At 72.2% G+C, this 18,389-nt stretch carries 22 protein-coding genes; 9 read left to right on the top strand and 13 right to left on the bottom strand.

The annotated features are described in order from the left end of the window. Window positions 1–51 precede the first annotated feature (51 nt). From hppD to hisC, 4 genes are read left to right on the top strand one after another with little or no spacing between them, the layout of a single operon-like run. Window positions 52–1,257 (top strand): 4-hydroxyphenylpyruvate dioxygenase, encoded by a 1,206-nt coding sequence (hppD, locus tag ACFYP0_RS20395; RefSeq protein WP_355497563.1) that lies wholly within the window; start codon window positions 52–54, stop codon window positions 1,255–1,257. Window positions 1,258–1,268: 11 nt separating this feature from the next. Continuing rightward, window positions 1,269–1,976: an RDD family protein gene (locus tag ACFYP0_RS20400; RefSeq protein WP_355497566.1), complete on the top strand. Its 708-nt coding sequence runs from the start codon at window positions 1,269–1,271 to the stop codon at window positions 1,974–1,976. Then, on the top strand, window positions 1,973–2,962 hold the full coding sequence (locus tag ACFYP0_RS20405; RefSeq protein WP_355497568.1) for an RDD family protein: 990 nt from the start codon (window positions 1,973–1,975) through the stop codon (window positions 2,960–2,962). The genes ACFYP0_RS20400 and ACFYP0_RS20405 overlap by 4 nt, the downstream gene beginning before the upstream one ends. Further along, window positions 2,959–4,062, top strand: coding sequence for a histidinol-phosphate transaminase (gene hisC / locus ACFYP0_RS20410; protein WP_238676563.1), 1,104 nt, complete (start codon window positions 2,959–2,961; stop codon window positions 4,060–4,062). Before ACFYP0_RS20405 ends, hisC begins: the two co-directional genes overlap by 4 nt. A gap of 105 nt (window positions 4,063–4,167) precedes the next feature. Here hisC and ACFYP0_RS20415 read toward each other — a convergent pair whose 3' ends face one another. Then, window positions 4,168–4,323, bottom strand: coding sequence for a hypothetical protein (locus ACFYP0_RS20415; RefSeq protein ID WP_386997135.1), 156 nt, complete (start codon window positions 4,321–4,323; stop codon window positions 4,168–4,170). A 402-nt stretch (window positions 4,324–4,725) separates the two neighbouring features. On the opposite strand from ACFYP0_RS20415, the gene ACFYP0_RS20420 reads away from it, so the two are divergent. The 3 genes from ACFYP0_RS20420 to ACFYP0_RS20430 all read left to right on the top strand — a co-directional run bounded on the left by ACFYP0_RS20420 (window position 4,726) and on the right by ACFYP0_RS20430 (window position 6,592). Continuing rightward, window positions 4,726–4,851, top strand: a complete 126-nt coding sequence (locus ACFYP0_RS20420) for a hypothetical protein (protein ID WP_355497574.1) — start codon at window positions 4,726–4,728, stop codon at window positions 4,849–4,851. A gap of 135 nt (window positions 4,852–4,986) precedes the next feature. Next, entirely contained in the window at window positions 4,987–5,541 is a 555-nt protein-coding gene (locus tag ACFYP0_RS20425) for a hypothetical protein (RefSeq protein WP_355497577.1), read from the top strand. A gap of 127 nt (window positions 5,542–5,668) precedes the next feature. After that, window positions 5,669–6,592, top strand: coding sequence for a hypothetical protein (locus ACFYP0_RS20430; protein ID WP_355497579.1), 924 nt, complete (start codon window positions 5,669–5,671; stop codon window positions 6,590–6,592). 37 nt (window positions 6,593–6,629) lie between these two features. Here ACFYP0_RS20430 and ACFYP0_RS20435 read toward each other — a convergent pair whose 3' ends face one another. The 6 genes from ACFYP0_RS20435 to ACFYP0_RS20460 all read right to left on the bottom strand — a co-directional run bounded on the left by ACFYP0_RS20435 (window position 6,630) and on the right by ACFYP0_RS20460 (window position 11,507). After that, window positions 6,630–6,992 carry an LPXTG cell wall anchor domain-containing protein gene (locus ACFYP0_RS20435; protein ID WP_355497582.1) on the bottom strand — a complete coding sequence of 121 codons (363 nt, stop codon included), beginning with the start codon at window positions 6,990–6,992 and terminating at the stop codon, window positions 6,630–6,632. A gap of 101 nt (window positions 6,993–7,093) precedes the next feature. Next, window positions 7,094–8,350 (bottom strand): outer membrane protein assembly factor BamB family protein, encoded by a 1,257-nt coding sequence (locus tag ACFYP0_RS20440; RefSeq protein ID WP_386997138.1) that lies wholly within the window; start codon window positions 8,348–8,350, stop codon window positions 7,094–7,096. Window positions 8,351–8,431: 81 nt separating this feature from the next. Beyond that, the gene (locus ACFYP0_RS20445) at window positions 8,432–8,914 is read right to left on the bottom strand and encodes an SRPBCC family protein (RefSeq protein WP_355578629.1); all 483 of its coding nucleotides are present in this window, start codon (window positions 8,912–8,914) and stop codon (window positions 8,432–8,434) included. A gap of 144 nt (window positions 8,915–9,058) precedes the next feature. Beyond that, complete coding sequence (locus tag ACFYP0_RS20450; RefSeq protein ID WP_030327888.1) at window positions 9,059–9,268, bottom strand: DUF397 domain-containing protein; 210 nt, start codon at window positions 9,266–9,268, stop codon at window positions 9,059–9,061. Window positions 9,269–9,444: 176 nt separating this feature from the next. After that, complete coding sequence (gene fahA, locus ACFYP0_RS20455; RefSeq protein WP_355497590.1) at window positions 9,445–10,641, bottom strand: fumarylacetoacetase; 1,197 nt, start codon at window positions 10,639–10,641, stop codon at window positions 9,445–9,447. Next, window positions 10,638–11,507, bottom strand: a complete 870-nt coding sequence (locus ACFYP0_RS20460) for a hypothetical protein (RefSeq protein ID WP_386997141.1) — start codon at window positions 11,505–11,507, stop codon at window positions 10,638–10,640. Before ACFYP0_RS20460 ends, fahA begins: the two co-directional genes overlap by 4 nt. Before the next feature lie 92 nt (window positions 11,508–11,599). Here ACFYP0_RS20460 and ACFYP0_RS20465 point away from each other — a divergent pair, with 92 nt between their 5' ends. After that, window positions 11,600–12,766: a homogentisate 1,2-dioxygenase gene (locus ACFYP0_RS20465; RefSeq protein ID WP_386997143.1), complete on the top strand. Its 1,167-nt coding sequence runs from the start codon at window positions 11,600–11,602 to the stop codon at window positions 12,764–12,766. Here the strand turns inward: ACFYP0_RS20465 and ACFYP0_RS20470 are convergent. From ACFYP0_RS20470 to ACFYP0_RS20485, 4 genes are read right to left on the bottom strand one after another with little or no spacing between them, the layout of a single operon-like run. Further along, window positions 12,763–13,791 (bottom strand): tetratricopeptide repeat protein, encoded by a 1,029-nt coding sequence (locus ACFYP0_RS20470; RefSeq protein ID WP_386997145.1) that lies wholly within the window; start codon window positions 13,789–13,791, stop codon window positions 12,763–12,765. The two genes, ACFYP0_RS20465 and ACFYP0_RS20470, sit on opposite strands and share 4 nt — an antisense overlap. Before the next feature lie 10 nt (window positions 13,792–13,801). Beyond that, entirely contained in the window at window positions 13,802–14,287 is a 486-nt protein-coding gene (gene ispF / locus ACFYP0_RS20475; RefSeq protein ID WP_386997227.1) for a 2-C-methyl-D-erythritol 2,4-cyclodiphosphate synthase, read from the bottom strand. A gap of 13 nt (window positions 14,288–14,300) precedes the next feature. Further along, window positions 14,301–14,996 carry a 2-C-methyl-D-erythritol 4-phosphate cytidylyltransferase gene (ispD, locus tag ACFYP0_RS20480; RefSeq protein ID WP_386997147.1) on the bottom strand — a complete coding sequence of 232 codons (696 nt, stop codon included), beginning with the start codon at window positions 14,994–14,996 and terminating at the stop codon, window positions 14,301–14,303. Between the two features lie 56 nt (window positions 14,997–15,052). Then, entirely contained in the window at window positions 15,053–15,538 is a 486-nt protein-coding gene (locus tag ACFYP0_RS20485; RefSeq protein ID WP_088950500.1) for a CarD family transcriptional regulator, read from the bottom strand. Between the two features lie 328 nt (window positions 15,539–15,866). On the opposite strand from ACFYP0_RS20485, the gene ACFYP0_RS20490 reads away from it, so the two are divergent. Beyond that, window positions 15,867–16,559, top strand: a complete 693-nt coding sequence (locus tag ACFYP0_RS20490; protein ID WP_386997149.1) for a hypothetical protein — start codon at window positions 15,867–15,869, stop codon at window positions 16,557–16,559. 8 nt (window positions 16,560–16,567) lie between these two features. Here the strand turns inward: ACFYP0_RS20490 and ACFYP0_RS20495 are convergent, their stop codons facing one another. Beyond that, window positions 16,568–17,221, bottom strand: a complete 654-nt coding sequence (locus ACFYP0_RS20495) for a hypothetical protein (protein ID WP_124854912.1) — start codon at window positions 17,219–17,221, stop codon at window positions 16,568–16,570. Between the two features lie 31 nt (window positions 17,222–17,252). Further along, window positions 17,253–18,311 carry a type III polyketide synthase gene (locus ACFYP0_RS20500; protein WP_386997151.1) on the bottom strand — a complete coding sequence of 353 codons (1,059 nt, stop codon included), beginning with the start codon at window positions 18,309–18,311 and terminating at the stop codon, window positions 17,253–17,255. Between the last annotated feature and the right edge of the window lie 78 nt (window positions 18,312–18,389).

An 18,389-nucleotide genomic window follows, 5' to 3' on the forward strand; every position in this document is an offset into this window, starting at 1 on the left:
GAACCGACCACGGCGGCCCGCAAGGCCGGCCGGTACGCGAGGGAGCCCACCATGACCCAGGCGATCGACCGACCCCAGTCGACCGAGGACGTCGACGTCGACCGGCTCGTCGGCGCTGTCGACCACGACATCAGCCACGACCCGTTCCCGGTCCGGGGCCTCGACCACGTGCACTTCCTGGTCGGCAACGCCAAGCAGGCCGCCCACTACTACTCCACCGCCTTCGGCATGACCTGCGTGGCGTACCGCGGCCCCGAGCAGGGCTACCGGGACCACGCCCAGTACGTGCTGACCAGCGGCTCGGCCCGGTTCGTCCTGACCGGCATGGTGCGCCCGGACGCGGACGGCGCCGAGCACGTGGCCCGGCACAGCGACGGGATCAGCGACATCGCGCTGGAGGTCCCGGACGTCGACGCCGCGTACGCGCACGCCGTCGCGCAGGGCGCCGCCAGCGTCGTCGAGCCGCACGAGGTGACCGACGAGCACGGCACCGTCCGGATGGCCGCCATCGCCGCGTACGGCGACACCCGGCACACGCTGGTCGACCGGTCCCGCTACAGCGGCCCGTTCCTGCCCGGCTTCGTGGCCCGGGGCCCGATCGTGGACCGGCAGCCGATGATCGACGCCGGCATCCAGCCGAAGCGCTTCTTCCAGGCCGTCGACCACGTGGTCGGCAACGTGGAGCTGGGCCGGATGGACGAGTGGGTCGAGTTCTACAAGCGGGTGATGGGCTTCTCCAACATGGCGGAGTTCGTCGGCGACGACATCGCCACCGACTACTCGGCGCTGATGAGCAAGGTCGTGGCGAACGGCACCCGCAAGGTGAAGTTCCCTCTCAACGAGCCGGCGATCGCCCGCAAGAAGTCCCAGATCGACGAGTACCTGGAGTTCTACCAGGGCCCGGGCGCGCAGCACATCGCCGTCGCCACCAACGACATCCTGGCCAGCGTCGACGCGATGCGCGCCGCCGGTGTCGACTTCCTGGACACCCCGGACTCGTACTACGACGACCCGGAGCTGCGCGAGCGGATCGGCAAGGTGCGGGTGCCGATCGAGGAGCTGAAGGCCCGCAAGATCCTGGTCGACCGGGACGAGGACGGCTACCTGCTCCAGATCTTCACCAAGCCGGTGCAGGACCGTCCCACGGTCTTCTTCGAGCTGATCGAGCGGCACGGCTCGCTGGGCTTCGGCAAGGGCAACTTCAAGGCGCTCTTCCAGGCGATCGAGCGGGAGCAGGAAGCCCGCGGCAACCTGTAACACTTGCGAGCGTGACGCAGCCTCCGTCGTACCCGACGCCGCCGGTCGGTGGGCCTCAGCCCGCCGCTGGCGGCGTCGCGCCGCCGCCCGGACCACACCCGCAGGGGTACGCCGCGCCGCCGCAGTACGCCCCACCCGGGTACGCCCCACCGCAGTGGCACGCCGGACCACCCGGCCCGCCACCCCTGCCGCTGAGCCCGGGCGGTCAGCCGCTGGCGAGCTTCGCCGACCGGCTGCTGGCCTGGATGGTCGACACGGCGCTGGCGACCGCCGTGGCGCTGGCGTTGTTCAGCCCGTTCTTCGTCATCCTGTGGCTGCGGATGTTCAGCGAGATCACCCGGACCAGTCCGAACGGGGCCTTCGTGGAACCCGACCCGGGCATCTTCCTCGTGGACTTCCTCCTGCCGATAGTCTTGCTCCAGTTCGGGCTCTTCGTGGTGATGCTCGGGCTCTACTGGCTCTACCACGTGGAATACCTCAAGCGCGGCGGTCAGACGCTCGGCAAGAAGGTGATGAAGCTGCGGGTGGTGCCGCTCGACCCGACTCGCACGCTCAACCGGGGTATGGCCGGCCGACGGTGGGTGGTGCAGTACCTGGTGGGTTCGTTGGTCCCTGGGGGCAACTACCTGGACGGTTTCTGGCAGCTCTGGGACAAGCCGTGGCAGCAGTGCCTCCACGACAAGTTCGCCGAAACGGTCGTCGTTAGGGTGTCCTCGTGAGTGTGCAACCCGGCTGGTACGTCGACCCCGCCGACACCGAGACCCGGCGCTACTGGGACGGCGAGGGTTGGCTCGGCGCGCCCATTCCCGTCGACGCCACCCCGCCGGACGGCCCACCGCCGCCCGAGCCGCCGGAGCCTCCCGCGCCGGCCACCCCGGACGCGCCCCCGACCTCCGGCCCGACCTCCCCGGGGCCCGTCGCACCGGGCTGGCCGCCACACCAGGGCCCACAACCGGGGCCAGGACCACAACAGGGGTACGGCCCGCAGCCGGGTCACGGCCCGGGCTGGGGACCGCAGGGTGGCCCGCCCGGCTGGGGACCGCAGGGCGGTCCGCAGGGCTGGGCGCCTCCGGCCGGTCACCCCGGCTGGCCCGGACGACCGCCCGAGCCGCGACCGCACGGCCTCAGGCTGGCCGGCTACGGCCGTAGGCTGGTCGCCCGGCTGATCGACTTCGGCATCGTCTTCGCACTGAACGTGGTCGTCAACGGCTGGTTCGTCTGGCGCTGGGCGCAGGAGTGGGCCCCGTACTGGCAGGAGGTCTTCCGGCGCGCGTCGCGCGGCGACACCTCCGCCGACGGCCTGCCGCTCCCCAGTGAGCAGGCCAACTCTCTGCTGGTGGCGATCCTGCTGATCGCGACCGCGCTCTGGCTGGCGTACGAGGTGCCGACAATGGCCTCCGGCGGGCAGACCGTCGGCAAGCGGGTGATGCGGATCCGGGCGGTGCCGATGGCCGCCGACCAGCCGCTGGGCGTCCGCCGGGCGCTGAGCCGGTGGAGCACGCTGGGCCTGCCGACTCTGCTCTGGTACTGCGCCGGGCTCGGCCTGGTGCTGCAACTGGTCGACGCCCTCTCCCCCCTCTTCGACCACCCCCTGCGCCAGGCGCTGCACGACAAGCGCGCGCAGACGGTGGTCGTCGAAGTCCCCCAACACACCGATACCGCCCTCTCGAACGACCGTAACCAGCCCCCGGGAGACACCCCATGACCGACTCCGGACGTCACCAGCCGGCGCTGCGGCTGACCCGCGTCGACCTGGACGCGCTGCCCAGCTACGTGCCGGGGCGCAGCCCCGCCGACCTGGCCCGGGAGTTGGGCCTGCCGGAGGCCATCAAGCTGGCCAGCAACGAGGTGCCGTACGGACCCCTGCCCGGCGTGGTGGAGGCGGTCACCGAGGCGATCACCACCTCGCACCGCTACCCGGACATGGGTGTGGTCGCCCTGCGGGACGCGCTGGCCGAGCGGTACGGGGTGGACGCCGATCGGATCGCCACCGGCTGCGGTTCGGTGGCGCTGGCCGAGCACCTGGTGCGTGCCACCTGCCTGCCCGGTGACGAGGTGCTCTACTCGTGGCGGTCCTTCGAGGCGTACCCGATCATCGTGGCGACCAGCGGCGCGACCAGCGTGCGGGTGCCCAACGACGCCGGGCACGGGCACGACCTGGCGGCGATGGCCGCGGCGGTGACCGACCGGACCCGGGTGATTTTCGTCTGCAACCCGAACAACCCTACGGGTACGGCGCTGCGCCGGGCCGAGCTGGACCGGTTCCTCGACGCGGTGCCGGACGACGTGCTGGTGGTCATCGACGAGGCGTACCGGGAGTTCGTCACCGACGCGGAGGTGCCGGACGGTCTCGACTACCTGGACCGGCCGAACGTGGCGGTGTTGCGCACGCTGTCGAAGGCGTGGGGGCTCGCCGGGCTGCGGATGGGCTGGCTGGTTGCCCAGCCGGTGGTGGCCGCCGCCATCCGCAAGGTGGCGACCCCGTTCTCCAGCAGCACCGCAGCCCAGGCCGGGGCGCTCGCCGCGCTGACCCAGGTGGCGGAGATGGAGCGTCGCTGCGCCCTGGTCGTCGCCGAGCGGGACCGGGTCACCGAGGCGCTGCGCAAGTTCGTGCCCGAGGTGCCGACGAGCCAGGCCAACTTCGTCTGGCTGCCGTTGGGCGAGCGGGCCGTGGCCTTCGGCAAGGCGTGCGAGGCACGCGGGGTGATCGTGCGGCCGTTCGCCGGAGACGGGGTCCGGGTCACCATCGGCACCCCGGCCGAGAACGACGCGTTCCTGGCGGCGGCCGAGGCCGCCCTGGCCTGAGCGACAGCCCGCCGTCGTGGGCGGTACCGCACCGGCCACAGGCAGGCAACGAACGACGAGGGCGGGCGGGACAGCACTCAACTGCTCCGCCCGCCAGTACCCCGGCTAGGGCGCTCCGTCGACCACCGCCAGTCGCCACTGCGCCTCACCCTCGACCCCGACGGCAAGATCGGTCGAGATGCCCTTGTCGACGAAGACCTGCGACCGGTTGGGCACTCCGTCGCAGGGATATCGCAGCGGAGCGGCGGTCTTCACGTTCACTGCGATCCGACCTCCTCCGGTGCAGACGAAATACACAGTGAAGCTGGCCCCACTGGGAACAACATCGGCGATGGTTGCTTCCTTCTGCTCTGCCAGCGGGCCGGCCAGCAGCACCCGACCGGCCGGAAACCACCCTGTCGCTGCTTCCGGAGTGGGAGAAGGCCGGCTCGGCACGGTGGGTGAGGGCGGTTCGGACGGGAACGCCGATCGTCTCGCCGTGTCACCGGTGCAGCCGCCGACCATCAGCAAGGGGACGACCATGCCGATGGCCAGGCATACGACGTAACGACCAGCAGGCATCTCGCGTCTCCAATCCAGGCCGGACGAGCCTGATGAACCTCACCTCGGTCGTCAAGCCGCCGGCGGGCACGGTCAGTAGTACAGCTCGACCATCGCTTTGCAATGCTCCGCGAGCAACGATTCGCCCTGGCCGAGGACCTCGCTGCCGCCCGTATCGCCAGCGGCGACGGCCTCTCCGCCATTGCTGGGCTGCCGGGGAAGGGCGAGGCCGACGGCTCGGCCGTGTGACCAGGCGGCCTCAACTTCAATCGTGAACTAAGCCCTGTTTGTCCGACTTTGCGTGCTTTCTGCCCTATCTTCCGAAGTAGCCGGTTGTGTCGAGGACTCACTCCGGCTCACTTCGAGAAAACGGGGTAACGAACAGTGCGCACTGCCAAGATCTGTCTGGCCGGGGCGGTCGCCGCGGCGATGGTGGGCTTCCTCGCCGCGCCGGCTGCCGCCGCGCCCACCGACACCACCGACACCACCTTCGAGGTGCTCGCCGGCACCCTCGACATCGTCGCGCCGGCCACCGCTGACCTCGGTGACGGTGCCCCCGGTGGCGTCATCACCGGCCAGCTCGGCGTGGTGACGGTCACCGACTCCCGAGGCGCCGCCGACGCCTCCTGGGTCGCCTCGGTGACCGCGAGCGTCTTCCAGACCGGCGGCGGCTCACCGCCCGAGACGGTCCTCCCCGAGGAGATCGACTACTGGTCCGGCCCGGAGACGGCGACCACCGGCGACGGCACCTTCACGCCGGGGCAGGCCACCGCCGCCAACGCCCAGCCGCTGTCCAGCGTCACCCCGCTCACCGCGTTCACCCACGGTGGCGGCACCGGGGGCAACACCGCCAGCTGGAACCCCACCCTGGAAGTCAACGTCCCGCTGGACAGCATCGCGGGCAGCTACAGCGGCACGGTGACACATTCGGTGGCGTAGCCCCCGGGGGCGGTCGACCATCGCGGTCGCGCTCGCCCTGTTCTGCCTCGCCGGTCCGGGTCTGTCGACCCGGGCCGGCGCGGCCGAGCCGGATGCGGGATCGGACGACGGCACCATCGGGATCCGGTTGCTGGAAGCCCCGACCGAGCGCCGCACCGACCCTCGGGCGCTGCGCTACATCGTCGACCACCTACCGCCGGGCACCACCATCAAGCGGCAACTGCTGATCGTCAACCGCACCGACCAGACCCGGCGGGTCGACGTGTATCCGGCGGCCGCGACCCTGGAGGATGCTGCGTTCCGTTTCGGCGAGGGTCGCGCCGAGAACGAGCTGACCTCATGGATCACGCTCGACGAGCGCTTCGTGGAGCTGAGACCGTGGGGCGAGACCCGGGTCCTTGCGACCATCACGGTGCCGCCGGCCGCCTCCCAGGGCGAGCGGTACGGCGTGGTCTGGGCATCCACCGCCTCGGTGCCCCGGGCCGGCGGCGAGATCACTCAGGTCAACCGGGTCGGAGTCCGGATGTACCTCGACATCGGGCCCGGCGGCGAACCCGCCTCCGACTTCTCGATCGGCGAGGTACGCCCGGCCCGCAGCCCCGAGGGCGAGCCGTCGATGACCGTCCAGGTCACCAACACCGGAGGCCGTGCCATCGACCTGACCGGCGTGGTCCTCCTGAGTGACGGCCCGGCCGGCAGTCGGGCCGGCCCGTTTCCAGTCGGGCAGGGCGTCACGCTGGCACCGGGTGCCTCCGGGCAGGTCATCGCCCGATTCCCGACCACGTTGCCGAACGGCCCCTGGAAGGCGGAGGTGAACCTGGAGAGCGGCCTGGTGAAGCGGAGCATCACCGCGCAGGTCACGTTCCCCGACGCTGGTCAGGTCGGGAAGCGGGGCGCTGTCGTCTCCCGGATCCTCTCCGGGTGGACCGTGGCGGCGGCCGTCGTAGGCCTGCTGCTGGTCGTCGGCCTCGCCATGCTGGCCCGCCGTTCCCACCGGTCCGGTCGGCCTCCCACCGCCCTCCCGAGGGAGCGCACCCCGGCCGGCCGTTGATCGCGGGCAGCCCGCTGGCCTGCTCCGGTCGGGCCCGTCAGCTCGGCCGGCTGCGGCGGGCGGCGAACCACCCGGCGACGATCAGGGCTGCGCCCAGCACGGCGAGGAGCAGTGCCGACCCGCCCGACCCGGTGACCGGCAACTCACCGCCGTGACTCGGTGTGGGTTGTGGCGGTGCCGTCGGTGTGGACGTGGGCGGCGGCTGAGTCGGGGGCGGGGTCGGCGACGCCGGCAGGATCTCGAAGGTGACGCCCGTGCCCGCCGACGGCTCGACCCGGACGACGCCGAACCCCCGCGCCGAGGCGGGGTCGGCGGCCAGCACCGGCGACACCGCCAACGCCAGGCTCGCGGTGGCGGCGAGCGCGCCGCCCACGAGGTAATTGGCTGCCGTCCTGGCCATGCGCCGACCCCTTCCACCGGAAACCTGAACCATGAAAAACGTACCCTTTTACGACAAAGGGAACGGAATGGTTCGGTGTTCCGGGGCTGAAGACCCCACGATCAGGTGGCGGCCAGGATCACCGTCTCGCCGGTGTAGTAGTAGCGCCGGTCGTCGCCGCTGGGGTCGACCGGCTTGCGAAGCCGCTCGATCGCGACGAACCCGTCCTCGGCCGTCACCGCCCCGGGTGCCCAGCCGGTCCCGTCCGAGCCGACATTGAGCACGAAGCGGGACAACTGCCTACCGGTCACCGGATCCAGCGTCACCAGATCGTTCGCCTCGGTCAGCAGGTGCACCCGGCCAGGCTGCCCGGCCAGCACCCGGGCCCCGCCCAGGCCCGGGGACCGCCACAGCTCGATGCCCGTACGTGCCGATCGGCCCACCACGACGCCGTCGAGCACGGCGACGGACTGCTCACCGACCAGCGCGGCGCCGGCCGGGTCCAGCGCGGGGGCGGCGACCGGCGGACCGGCAGCCAACAACCAACCCCGACCGCCCTCGTCACCCGGCCCGGCGGTCCGCAACCCCAGACAGTCCGACCGGCCGGTACGACAGCCGAGCGGCGTCACCACAAACCCGTCCGGGCCGCCCGGCGGTCGCCAACGCTCACGTACCTCGCCCGTCGCCGCGTCCCGGAACTCGACGGTGGCCGCCCCGGCGCAGGTGTCCAGGCCGATCAGCTGCCCGGTGGCGGTGGTGCCGACGTCGCTACGGCACCTGCCGGGCAGCTCCACCCGCCACAGCTCCCGACCGCCGCTCAGCTCGACCCCGCGCGCCTGGGCATCCCCGGTCACCACCAGCACGGTCCGCCCGTCGGGAAGGTCGGTGAGCTGGAGCCCGGGCGCATCCCAGACGGTCGCCGCCCAGGTACGACGCACCGGCGCCGTGCTCTCGACGGGCTCCGGGCCCTCGGCTCGCCAGAGCACCCCGCCGGTCCGGGCGTCGAGTGCGACGAGCCGCCCGTCGGACCAGCGGCTGACCACCGTGCTGCCGCTCGCCACCACCCCGGTCAGCTCCGCCGGCCACCGCCGGTACGACCAGTACGGGCTGGTCCGGTACCGCCCGTCGACCGGCCGGTCGGCGTAGACCTGGCGGTGTGCGGCGTACACCCGCAGTCTCCCGTCGACGATCAACGGGGCGACCGGCAACCGACCGATCACTCCGGCAGCCGGTCGGGCCGGGGCCGGATAGTCGGCCCGCGCCACGGTGCTCACCTCTGCCGGTGCGAGGACCCGGTGGACGATGACCACGACGGCCGCCGTCACGAGCAGCGCCGCGACCGCGATCGCGAGCCGTCGCCGGCCTCTCGGGAACCTCATGCCGCACCTCCGCCCGGCACCCTACCCAGCGGAGGGGGCCGGACCCCGTTCAGGTCACGGCGAGGGCTGACCGCCCGGCGCTCAGGCGGCTTCGACGGAGCCGGTGGCACCGGCCGCGGCGGCGATGTCGGCGAGATCACGCCAGAGCGCCGCCTCGACCGCCCGCGCGGCCAGCCCGCCGAGCAGCAGCGCCACCACCCGGCCGTACGGAGCGGTCGGCACCGCCTCGTGGGTCACGGTGATCGCCGTGCAACCCCGACGGCGGCGGCGGACCGGCCGCAGGCTCCAGGTGATGCGGTAGTCCGCGCCGGTGCCGGAGGAACAGAGCACCAGTCGCTGCGGTGCGAGCGCCTCGACCACCAGGAACTCCTCGGTCAGCGTGCCGCCGCCCGGCTGGACCCGCTCCTCGCGCCAGGACGTGCCCGGCCCGAACGATCCCGGGGTGAGCACCTCGATCGGGCCGGCTGCGGTCAACCGGGCCGCGCGGCCGGGCAGGTCGGTCAGCAGACGCCAGACGTCGACAGCGTGCGCCTCGATGATCCCGGTAATCGCCACCGTCGACATGCCACCCTCCCGTGTCCCCGACGGTACGCGGAGTGAGGGCCGGACGGGGCCCCCGGAGCGGAATTTCCACCACCCGGAGGCCACGCTGTCCTATTCGGCGGTCGCTTCGGCACCGGTCGTCGTCGACCGGCGCCGAAGCGCCGGTCAGCGCTCGAAGCGACCGGCCCGAATCGCGCCGATGAACGCTGTCCACCCCGGCGGGCTGACCGCGAGTGTGGGACCGGCCTGGTCCTTGGAGTCGCGGACCCCGACCAGACCATGGACATCGACCAGGTTGTCCGCCACTTCCACGCAGAGCCCCTGGTCGTTTGAGCGGCTGCTGGTACGCCAGACCGCGCCCGCAAGATCGTGCATCGTCGTTACCTCCGTGTGCGTCGGGATTGCCCCACCGCTGGCGGCCGGGCGGAGCCCGGCTCGGATTGCGCGGTGTGGCAACGGAATCCGGACGATCAACGGATCAACCGGGGCCGGTGATCGCACAGCCGGTGCGATCACGGGTCCCGTGCACGAGACGGATGGCGGGTGCCCGCTCAGCGGGCCGGACGAACCGTGCCGGACACCTCACCGAGGGCGATGGTGGTGCCGTCCGGGCCGGGGGCGGTGGCCGTGATGGTCACCGTGTCGCCGTCGTCGAGGAAGGTACGGCTCTCGCCGCCCACCTTGACCGGCTCGGCCCCGCCCCAGGTCAGTTCCAGGAAGGAGCCGACCTGTCCTCGGTCCGGGCCGGAGACGGTCCCGGAGGCGTACAGGTCACCGGTGCGCAGCGAAGCCCCGTTGACGGTGAGGTGCGCCAACTGCTGGGCGGGGGTCCAGTACATGGTGGCGAACGGGGGCTCGCTGACCTGGTCGCCGTTCCACTCGACCGCCAGGCGCAGGTCCAGGCCCAGGTGCGGCACGTCCCGCAGGTAGTCCACCACCGGCGGGTCCTGGTCGGGGGCCGGCACAAAGGCGTCGGCGAGGGCGTCCAGCGGCGTCACCCATGCCGAGACCGAGGTGGCGAACGACTTGCCGAGGAACGGGCCGAGCGGTTGGTACTCCCAGGCCTGGATGTCGCGGGCCGACCAGTCGTTGACCAGCACCACCCCGAAGACGTGCTCGGCGAAGTCGTCCACGGAGACCCGATCGCCCAACGCGCTGGGTACGCCCACCACGAAGCCCACCTCGGCCTCGATGTCGAGGCGTACCGATGGGCCGGTGACCGGGCCCTCGGCGGAGGCCCGCTGCCCGGTCGGCCGGGTCACCGGCGTGCCGGAGACGACCACAGTGCCGGCCCGCCCGTGGTAGCCGATCGGCAGGTGCTTCCAGTTGGGCAGCAGCGGCGGCTGGCCGGGGCGGAAGATCTGCCCGACGTTGGACGCGTGGTGTTCAGAGGAGTAGAAGTCGACGTAGTCGGCCACCTCGATGGGGAGCAGCAGTTCCACGTCGTCGAGGGGCACCAGCAGCGGCTCCACCGCGTCCCGGTGCGCCGGGTCGGTCAGCAGCTCGGTGAGCCGCTGCCGTACCGCCGTCCACTGCGGACGGCCGAGGGCCATGAAGTCGTTGAGCACGGGCCTGCACAGCGTGCCGGCGGCCAGCACCAGCTCGGCGGCCTCGGCCGCCGCGAGGTCGAAGACCCAGGACCCGATCCGTACGCCGATCCGCGACGGACCCCCGTTCTGCCGGAACACCCCGTACGGGAGGTTCGTCACCCCGTACGGCGAACCGTCGGCACCGGTCACCCAGGTCATGCGTCGTAGCCCCCGTTCACCAGCCCAAGCCGGATCAGATCGGTCAGTGGTTCCAGGATGCTGCACGAGCCGAACCCCACCCACAGGGGGCGAGGCCCGTCCAGCCGTGCCGTCGCGCGCTCCACCAGGGGGCGCGGGTCGACCACGGTCAGCAGCTCGGCGACGGAGCGCACCCCGTCACCGTCGGCGGCGGCCAGGGTCGCGGCCAGCACGTTGGCGTAGCCGTGGTGGGTGAACCCGGTCTCCGGGTCCAGGTGTCGGATCGCCTGGTGCAGCCCGGCGGTCAGCTTGAACGGCAGGCCCCGGTCCCGGCAGGCGCAGATCACCGCGGCCAGTTCGGTCGGGGTGGGGAAGAGTTCGGCGGCCAGGCCGCCGGTGCGGAACTTGGCCGCGATCGGCGCCCCGTCGGCCCGCGCGGCGACGAGCGCGTCCAGTGCGCCCATCAGCCCGAAGGTCAGGGGCAGCTCGGCGTAGACGGTTTCCACGCCCGGTAGCTCGTCGGTCAGCCGCAGCAACTCGGCGATGCCGGGCAGCGGGTCCTCGCCGCGCTTGGCGACCGCCACCTCGACCTGACGCGCGCTGACGCCGTCGGGGGCGAGAAACGACAGCGCGAACGGCAGGTTCCCGATCCCGGTGTCACCGATCATGCCGACCACCAGGCCCTCGCCCGGGTCGACGAGACCGCTCAGCTCACCGGCGGCCACGTCCGACGCGGGGATCAGCAGTGGGCCGACCAGGTCGGCGTACCAGGCGGCGCGGTGTTGACGGTGGGCGGCCAGGGCGTCGTGCAGCGCGGCGCTGCCCGGTGGGAAGACGGCGGCGTCGTCCACCAGGCCGTGGAGGAGTGCTGGCACCTGCGTTGACACGGAACAAGAATGTACGGGACGCTACGAGGAACGGACAACAGCGTCCGATTATCGGACGCCTTCGGCCGGTGAACGGAAAATCGGGAGGCGAGATGCCGTACTACCGCAGCGTCGGCGAGGTGCCGCGCAAGCGCCACACCCAGTTCCGGCAGCCCGACGGCAGCCTCTACGCCGAGGAGCTGATGGGCCAGGAGGGCTTCTCCTCCGACTCGTCCCTGCTCTACCACCGGTACGCGCCCACAGCGATCCTGGCCGCCGACGAGTTCACCCCGCCCGCGTTCACCCGGGCGCCGAACCTGCCGCTCAAGCCCCGCCACCTGCGCACGCACAAACTGGGCACCGGCGGCTCCGACCCCATCCTCGGCCGGCAGTACCTGCTCGCCAACGACGACGTTCGGATCGGTTACGTCCTCGCCGACCGGCCCTCACCGCTGTTTCGCGACGCCACCGGCGACCACTGCCTCTACGTCGAGTCGGGCACCCTGCGGGTCGAGTCCCCGTTCGGGGTGCTGGACGCGGCCGCCGGCGACTACGTCGTCATCCCCACCTCGACCATCCACCGGCTGGTGCCCACCGGCGACCAGCCCGTCCGGCTGCTCGCCGTCGAGGCGTCCGGCCACATCGGCCCGCCCAAGCGCTACCTCTCCGTACGCGGCCAGTTCCTGGAGCACTCGCCGTACTGCGAGCGGGACGTCCGCGGCCCCGACGCCCCGCTGCTCGTCGACGGCGAGGAGGTCGAGGTGCTGGTCCGGCACCGGCGCGGCTGGACCCGCTACGTCTACGCCCACCACCCGTTCGACGTGGTCGGCTGGGACGGGCACCTCTACCCGTGGGCGTTCTCCATCCACGACTTCGAGCCGATCACCGGCCGCATCCACCAGCCCCCGCCGGTGCACCAGACCTTCCAGGGGCCCAACTTCGTCATCTGCTCGTTCGTGCCGCGCAAGGTCGACTACCACCCGCAGTCGATCCCGGTGCCGTACAACCACCACAACGTCGACTCCGACGAGATGCTCTTCTACACCGGGGGCAACTACGAGGCGCGGCGCGGCTCCGGCATCGAGCAGGGCTCGATCTCCCTGCACCCGTCCGGTTTCACCCACGGCCCCCAGCCCGGTGCCGCCGAGCGTTCCATCGGCGCGGACTACTTCGACGAACTGGCCGTCATGGTCGACACCTTCCGCCCGCTGGATCTCTGCGACGCCGCCAGCTCGTGCGAGGACGAGGGTTACGCCTGGACCTGGGCACGTTCTGTCTAGCGGACGGCGGTACGCGTGAACACGGCGAACTCGGCTACCGCCGTGGTGGCGATGGCCAGCACCAGGGGCCACGGGGAGCCGACCATGGCGTACACCAGCAGCAGCAGCGGCGCGGCGGCCACGGCGTAGACGGCCAGGGCCATCGCCCGGTCCGAGTGCAGCAGGGCGGGCAGGACGGTTCGGGTCAGCCCGGGCAGCCGGGCCGCGAGCTGCCAGACGACGATCCCGCCGGTCACGGCGGCGAGCACCGCCAGGACGCGGGAGAACCCGTCGCTCGCCGACGCCGCGAACGCGACCAGCACCGCCGCCACCAGCGACCAGCCCGCGCCGTAGAGCACCAGGCGGTGCAGCCCGTACGCGAGGGTTCGTGGCGAGTCGATCCGGCTCGGGCTGACCGTCACCGCCTCGGCGACGTGCTCCAACGCCTCCGACCAGCGGCGTTGCTCCAGCCGCATGACACCCACGTCGTGGCCGGGCTCGCCGATCCGCGGGTCGAGCCGCAGCGCCTCCCGGTAGGCCCGCTCGGCCAGGTCGAACAGGTCCAGGCGGGCGGCGACCAGGCTGAGCACCAGGTGCGCCTGCGGCTCCTGCGGCGCCAACTCGACACCGCGCCAGGCCGCGTTCAGCGCCGGCTGACCGTTGCGGGCGCCGGCCAGGATCGCCGCGGCGCTCCGCTGGGCGTACGCGTCGGCCGGGCCGAGGGTGAGGATCCGATCGGCGGTGGCCGCCGACTCGCTGTAGCGCTCCAGGTCGGCAAGCGCCATGCCCCTGGCGACCAGCGGCGGCAGGGCCTCCGGTGCGGCGGCCACGGCCGTGTCGGCGGCGGTGAGCGCCTCGGCCGGGTGGCCGGCGGCCAGGTGCACCCGGGCGAGAATGGTGAGTGCGTCGACGTCATCCGGCTGGAGGGCCAACCCGTAGGCCAGCTCCCCGGCCGCCTCGTCGTAGCGGCCGAGTTCGGCGAGGAGTTGGGCCCGCTGGACGTAGCCGTCGGCGGCGGACTGGTCGGGGGCGGGGTCGCTGGACATCGCGGCGAGCTTAGGCGGCCGACGCGTCGTACACCAGGGCCACCGCGACCCCGGCCAACCCTTCCTCGCGGCCGGCGAAGCCGAGCCCGTCGGTGGTCGCCGCCGAGACGGTGACCGGGGCGCCGATCGCGGCGGAGAGGACCTCCTGCGCCTCCGCGCGGCGCCGGCCGATCTTGGGGCGCTTGCCGATGACCTGCACGGACACGTTGCCGATCTCCAGGCCGGCGGCGCGCACCCGACGGGCCGTCTCGGTCAGCAGAGCCACCCCGGACGCGCCGGCCCACTCCGGCTGGCCCACCCCGAAGGCGGAACCGAGATCACCGAGACCGGCGGCGGAGAGCAGCGCGTTGCAGGCGGCGTGCGCGGCCACGTCGGCGTCCGAGTGCCCGGCGAGACCGTCCTGATCGGGCCAGAACAGCCCGGCCACCCAGCAGGGCCGGCCCGGCTCGAACGCGTGCACGTCGGTGCCGATGGCCACCCGGGGAACGATCATGATCAGAGGGTACGCGTCAACCGGCAACGGCAAGCAGATGCTCGGCCAGAGCCAGGTCGAACGGTCGGGTGATTTTCAGTGCGTACTCCGAGCCGGGCACGCAGCTCACCGCGACGCCCTGCTTCTCGACCAGCCCGGCGTCGTCGGTGAGGGAGTCACCGGCGGCGGCGTGGGCGGCGCTGAGCACGGCCCGACGGAAACCCTGCGGGGTCTGCACCGCGCGCAGTGCGGAACGGTCGACGGTGCCGAGCACCACCTCGTCGGCACCGACTTCCTTGATCGTGTCGACGACCGGCAGGACCGGGATCACGGCGTCACGCCCGCCACGCACCGCCGCCGCGACGGATTCGACCAGCTCAGGTGGGGTGAGCGCTCGGGCGGCATCGTGCACCAGGACGATCGTCGGGCCGGCAGGCACCGCGGCCAGCGCGGCGGCCACCGACGCCTGCCGTTCGGCACCGCCGGGCACCACGATCACCGGGGCGACCGGGGCCAACAGCTCGAGGACGGCCTGCACCTCGGCGGCCGGCGCCGCCACCACGATGGTGTGCACCGACGGAGCGGCGGCCAGTCGACGCACGGCGTGCACCAACAGCGGTTCACCGGCGAGCAGGCGCAGCGCCTTGGGTCGGCCGGGGCCGAGCCGTACGCCGGCACCCGCCGCAGGCACGAGGACCGCGACGTCACCGCGCGGATTGAGCTGCGCGGTCACGTCGCGGTCCTCGGTGGTTTCTTCACTGCGATGTGGGTACGACGATGCTGTGCGGACTAGGCCTCGGTGAGGACCTTGTCGAGCAGCGTCTCCGCCTCATCCTTGGTGCTCTTCTCGGCCAGCGCGACCTCGCCGACGAGAATGTCGCGGGCCTTGGCGAGCATCCGCTTCTCGCCCGCAGAGAGGCCCCGCTCCCGCTCCCGGCGCCACAGGTCACGCACGACCTCGGCGACCTTCAGCGGGTTGCCGGAAGCCAGCTTTTCCAGATTGGCCTTGTAACGCCGCGACCAGTTGGTCGGCTCCTCGGTGTGCGGAGCCCGCAGAACGTCGAAGACCTTCCCGAGGCCCTCTTCGCCGACCACCTCGCGGACGCCCACGATCTCGGCGTTCTCGGCCGGCACCCGGACCGTCAGGTCACCCTGCGCGACCCTCAGGACGAGGTATTTCTTAGGCTCGCCCTTGATGATCCGAGTCTCGATTGCCTCGATGAGTGCGGCCCCGTGGTGGGGGTAAACAACGGTCTCGCCGACACTGAAAACCATAGGTTCGAAACCCCTTTCGCTGTGTCTAGGGTAACACGGTCAGGCACTGATGTCTCTCCGATGTCCTGACCGTTGGCGCAGCTCAGGGGCCCTGTGAGAGGTCTTGCTTCAGCTTGACAGGCGGTCAAACCGATGGTTCGAACACGCTCCGTAACGCGCGAATGACTGCCCGGTACGGGTGAACAGAACGTCGAGATCAAGGGCTATGCGCTCCTCCCATGGTAGCCCGGCCAGCAGGACCGCGCCCAGATGTAGCGGGAGGAGCCCCTGGTGCGCGACCCTGGAGACCGAGCCACACTCCGCTCTCGAGACGCTTCCAGGAGGTCCGATGGGCAAGCCGGACGCAGAGGGTCACGGGCCAGCCGACGGCGTGCCCGGCCTACCGCCCGAGTGGGGCCGCGTGGTGGTTCCCGACGACGCCTCCGCACTGGCCGCCGAGGCCGCTGAGCTCCGCCGTGAGCTGCGCCGGGCCAGTGGCCTCCCGGGCGGTCACCGGGGCCTGGGCCTGCCGCTGGTGGTCCTGCTGGTGGCGGTCCTCACCACGCTGGGCGGCCTGCTGGCGGTCACCTGGCCCCGCGCCAACCGCGGCGCCGACCGGCCGACCCCGGCCCCCTATTCGCCACCCGCGACCCTCGTCGGTCGGGCGCTGCCCGCACTGGACCTGGTCGACGCGGACGACGCACCCGTGCCACTGCGCGGTCTGCTACCCGCCATGATCATCCTGTTGGACGGCTGCCCCTGCCCGGACCGGGTCACCGACGCCCTGGCGGCCGCGCCCGCCGGCGTCTCCGTAATCACCGTCACCGGAGGGCGGACGGCGCCAGCCAGGCCCACCACCGAGCGGCAGGCTCGCGCCCTGGCCGACCCCGCCGGAGGCCTGCGGTCGTTCCTGAGCCAGCCGGCCCGCCCCGGCGCCGCGACAGCCCTGCTGGTCGACCGGGCCGGCACAGTGACCCGGGTGCTGCCCGACCTGGGCACGATCGAGTCCTACCGGAGCGACCTGAGCGCCCTGGCCGCCTAGCGGCCCTGCTAGCGAGGGGGCAGGGCGACGAGCTGCGCCTGGATGTCGATGGGCCGGTCGACGGCCGACAGCGACACCCGGAACGGTCCGCCAAAGGGCAGCACCTCGGCATGGGCGGTCATGCCGTCGCAGTCGATGCGCAACGGACCGTTGATCTTGGCTTCGTCGCTCGTAACCGCCATCGTGCCGGGGCGGGTGCACTTGTACTGGAGCAGGTAGCGCGCACCGTGGTTGCCGGCCTCCCGGGTCACTTCCTGGCCAGGGGCGAGGTCCCGTTCCTCCCGCCAGATCGTCTCTTTGAACGGGGGCAGGTCACCCGGGGCGAAGAGCGCAGCGGGATCGCCCTCGATGTCGGTGATCGAGCCCGTCGCCGGGTCGACCACCGCGTGCGGGCCGCCTCGTACCCGGATGACCTCGCCGGTGTCGGGGTCCATCCGTGCCGTGATCCGCGCTTCGGGCTCCGCCTCAGCCGCGAGGAGACGTTCCAGTGGGGTGCTGACGCTCGGCCCGACCGATGGCACCGCCGCCGCGGAAGGGACAGCCGTCCCTGCCGTCGACGCGGGCGCGGCGGCACGCCACCACCAGCCGCCGACGACCAGAACGGCCGCCGCAGCACCAAACAGCATCACCGAGCGCAGCCGGTCGTCCGCCGTCGCATCCACCCCCCGAGCGTACCGGCCGGGCCGACGAGGTTCAGTCCTGTCGATCGAGCAGGGCGGCGTACAGGGTGAGGCCGGGGCCGAAGGCCAGCATGACGATGCGCCGAGCCGAGGGTGTCGCCCGACCCAACCGGTCCAGGATCAGCAGCACGGTCGGCGACGAGCAGTTGCCGTGCTCGTCCAGCGTCGCCCGGGACGCCGCCAGCCCCAGCGGGGGCAGCGCCAACTCCCGCTCCACCACGTTGAGGATCCGCGGCCCGCCCGGGTGCACCGCCCAACCGTCCACCTCGGAGCTGGTGACGCCGTGCCGGGCCAGCAGATCGTCGACCAGCCCGCGGACGTGCTTCGACAGCACCTGCGGCACCTTCGGCGACAACCCCATCCGGAACCCGGCGTCGGTGACGTCCCAGGTCATGTGGTCGGCGGTCGAGGTGTCGGTGACGGCGGTGACCTCGCGCAGCGCGTACCCCGAGCCGCCCGGCACGACCACGGCGGCGACCGCGGCGTCCGAGAAGAGCGCGTGGGACACGATCTGCTGGGTGTCCACCCGGGCGCTGGACGGCTGGATGTGCAGGCTGGTCAGCTCCGCGCAGAGCAGCAGCGCCGGTCGCCCCCGGGCGGTGACGAAGTCACTCGCCGCGCCGAGCCCCGGCAACGCCGCGTAACAGCCCATGTGGCCGATGACCATCCGCTGGGTGTCCGCGGCCATGCCCAGATCCCGGGCGAGCAGGATGTCCAGCCCCGGGGTGGCGTACCCGGTGCAGGAGCAGACGATGAACAGCCCGATGTCGCCGGCGCTCAGCCCGGCCGCGGTCAACGCCCGACCCACCGCCTCCTTGCCCAGCGGCAGCGCCTCCACCTGGTAGCGGCGCATCCGGCGCTCGGTCGGCCAGTCCGAGACGTCCTCCAGCAGCGGGTTGACCGCGGCCTGCCGCCGGGTCACCCCCGAGTTGGCGAAGATCCGCTGGGCCAACGACCGGGTGGTGCCGGAGAAGTGCCGGGAGAAGAAGCCCTCCCACAACTCGTCCTGCGAAGCGGACGGCGGCTGCGCTGTCCCGAGCCCCGCGATCACTGGTACGAACACGATCCCCACCTCTCGTCAGATGCTGTCCTCCCCCTGGCCGTCCCACCAGCCACCTCGGCTGGTCGTTCTTCCGTGCGAGCCCGGTGC

It is taken from the genome of Micromonospora arida, from assembly GCF_042873195.1.
GTDB classification, from domain to species: domain Bacteria; phylum Actinomycetota; class Actinomycetes; order Mycobacteriales; family Micromonosporaceae; genus Micromonospora; species Micromonospora arida.

Coding starts and splice junctions, on each gene's coding strand:
- ACFYP0_RS20490 (WP_386997149.1), top strand. CDS start 15,867: ATGGGCAAGCCGGACGCAGAGGGTCACGGGCCAGCCGACGGCGTGCCC.
- ACFYP0_RS20470 (WP_386997145.1), bottom strand. CDS start 13,791: ATGTCCAGCGACCCCGCCCCCGACCAGTCCGCCGCCGACGGCTACGTC.
- ACFYP0_RS20485 (WP_088950500.1), bottom strand. CDS start 15,538: ATGGTTTTCAGTGTCGGCGAGACCGTTGTTTACCCCCACCACGGGGCC.
- ACFYP0_RS20450 (WP_030327888.1), bottom strand. CDS start 9,268: ATGCACGATCTTGCGGGCGCGGTCTGGCGTACCAGCAGCCGCTCAAAC.
- hppD (WP_355497563.1), top strand. CDS start 52: ATGACCCAGGCGATCGACCGACCCCAGTCGACCGAGGACGTCGACGTC.
- ACFYP0_RS20440 (WP_386997138.1), bottom strand. CDS start 8,350: ATGAGGTTCCCGAGAGGCCGGCGACGGCTCGCGATCGCGGTCGCGGCG.
- ACFYP0_RS20435 (WP_355497582.1), bottom strand. CDS start 6,992: ATGGCCAGGACGGCAGCCAATTACCTCGTGGGCGGCGCGCTCGCCGCC.
- hisC (WP_238676563.1), top strand. CDS start 2,959: ATGACCGACTCCGGACGTCACCAGCCGGCGCTGCGGCTGACCCGCGTC.
- ACFYP0_RS20465 (WP_386997143.1), top strand. CDS start 11,600: ATGCCGTACTACCGCAGCGTCGGCGAGGTGCCGCGCAAGCGCCACACC.
- ACFYP0_RS20420 (WP_355497574.1), top strand. CDS start 4,726: ATGCTCCGCGAGCAACGATTCGCCCTGGCCGAGGACCTCGCTGCCGCC.
- fahA (WP_355497590.1), bottom strand. CDS start 10,641: ATGACCTGGGTGACCGGTGCCGACGGTTCGCCGTACGGGGTGACGAAC.
- ACFYP0_RS20445 (WP_355578629.1), bottom strand. CDS start 8,914: ATGTCGACGGTGGCGATTACCGGGATCATCGAGGCGCACGCTGTCGAC.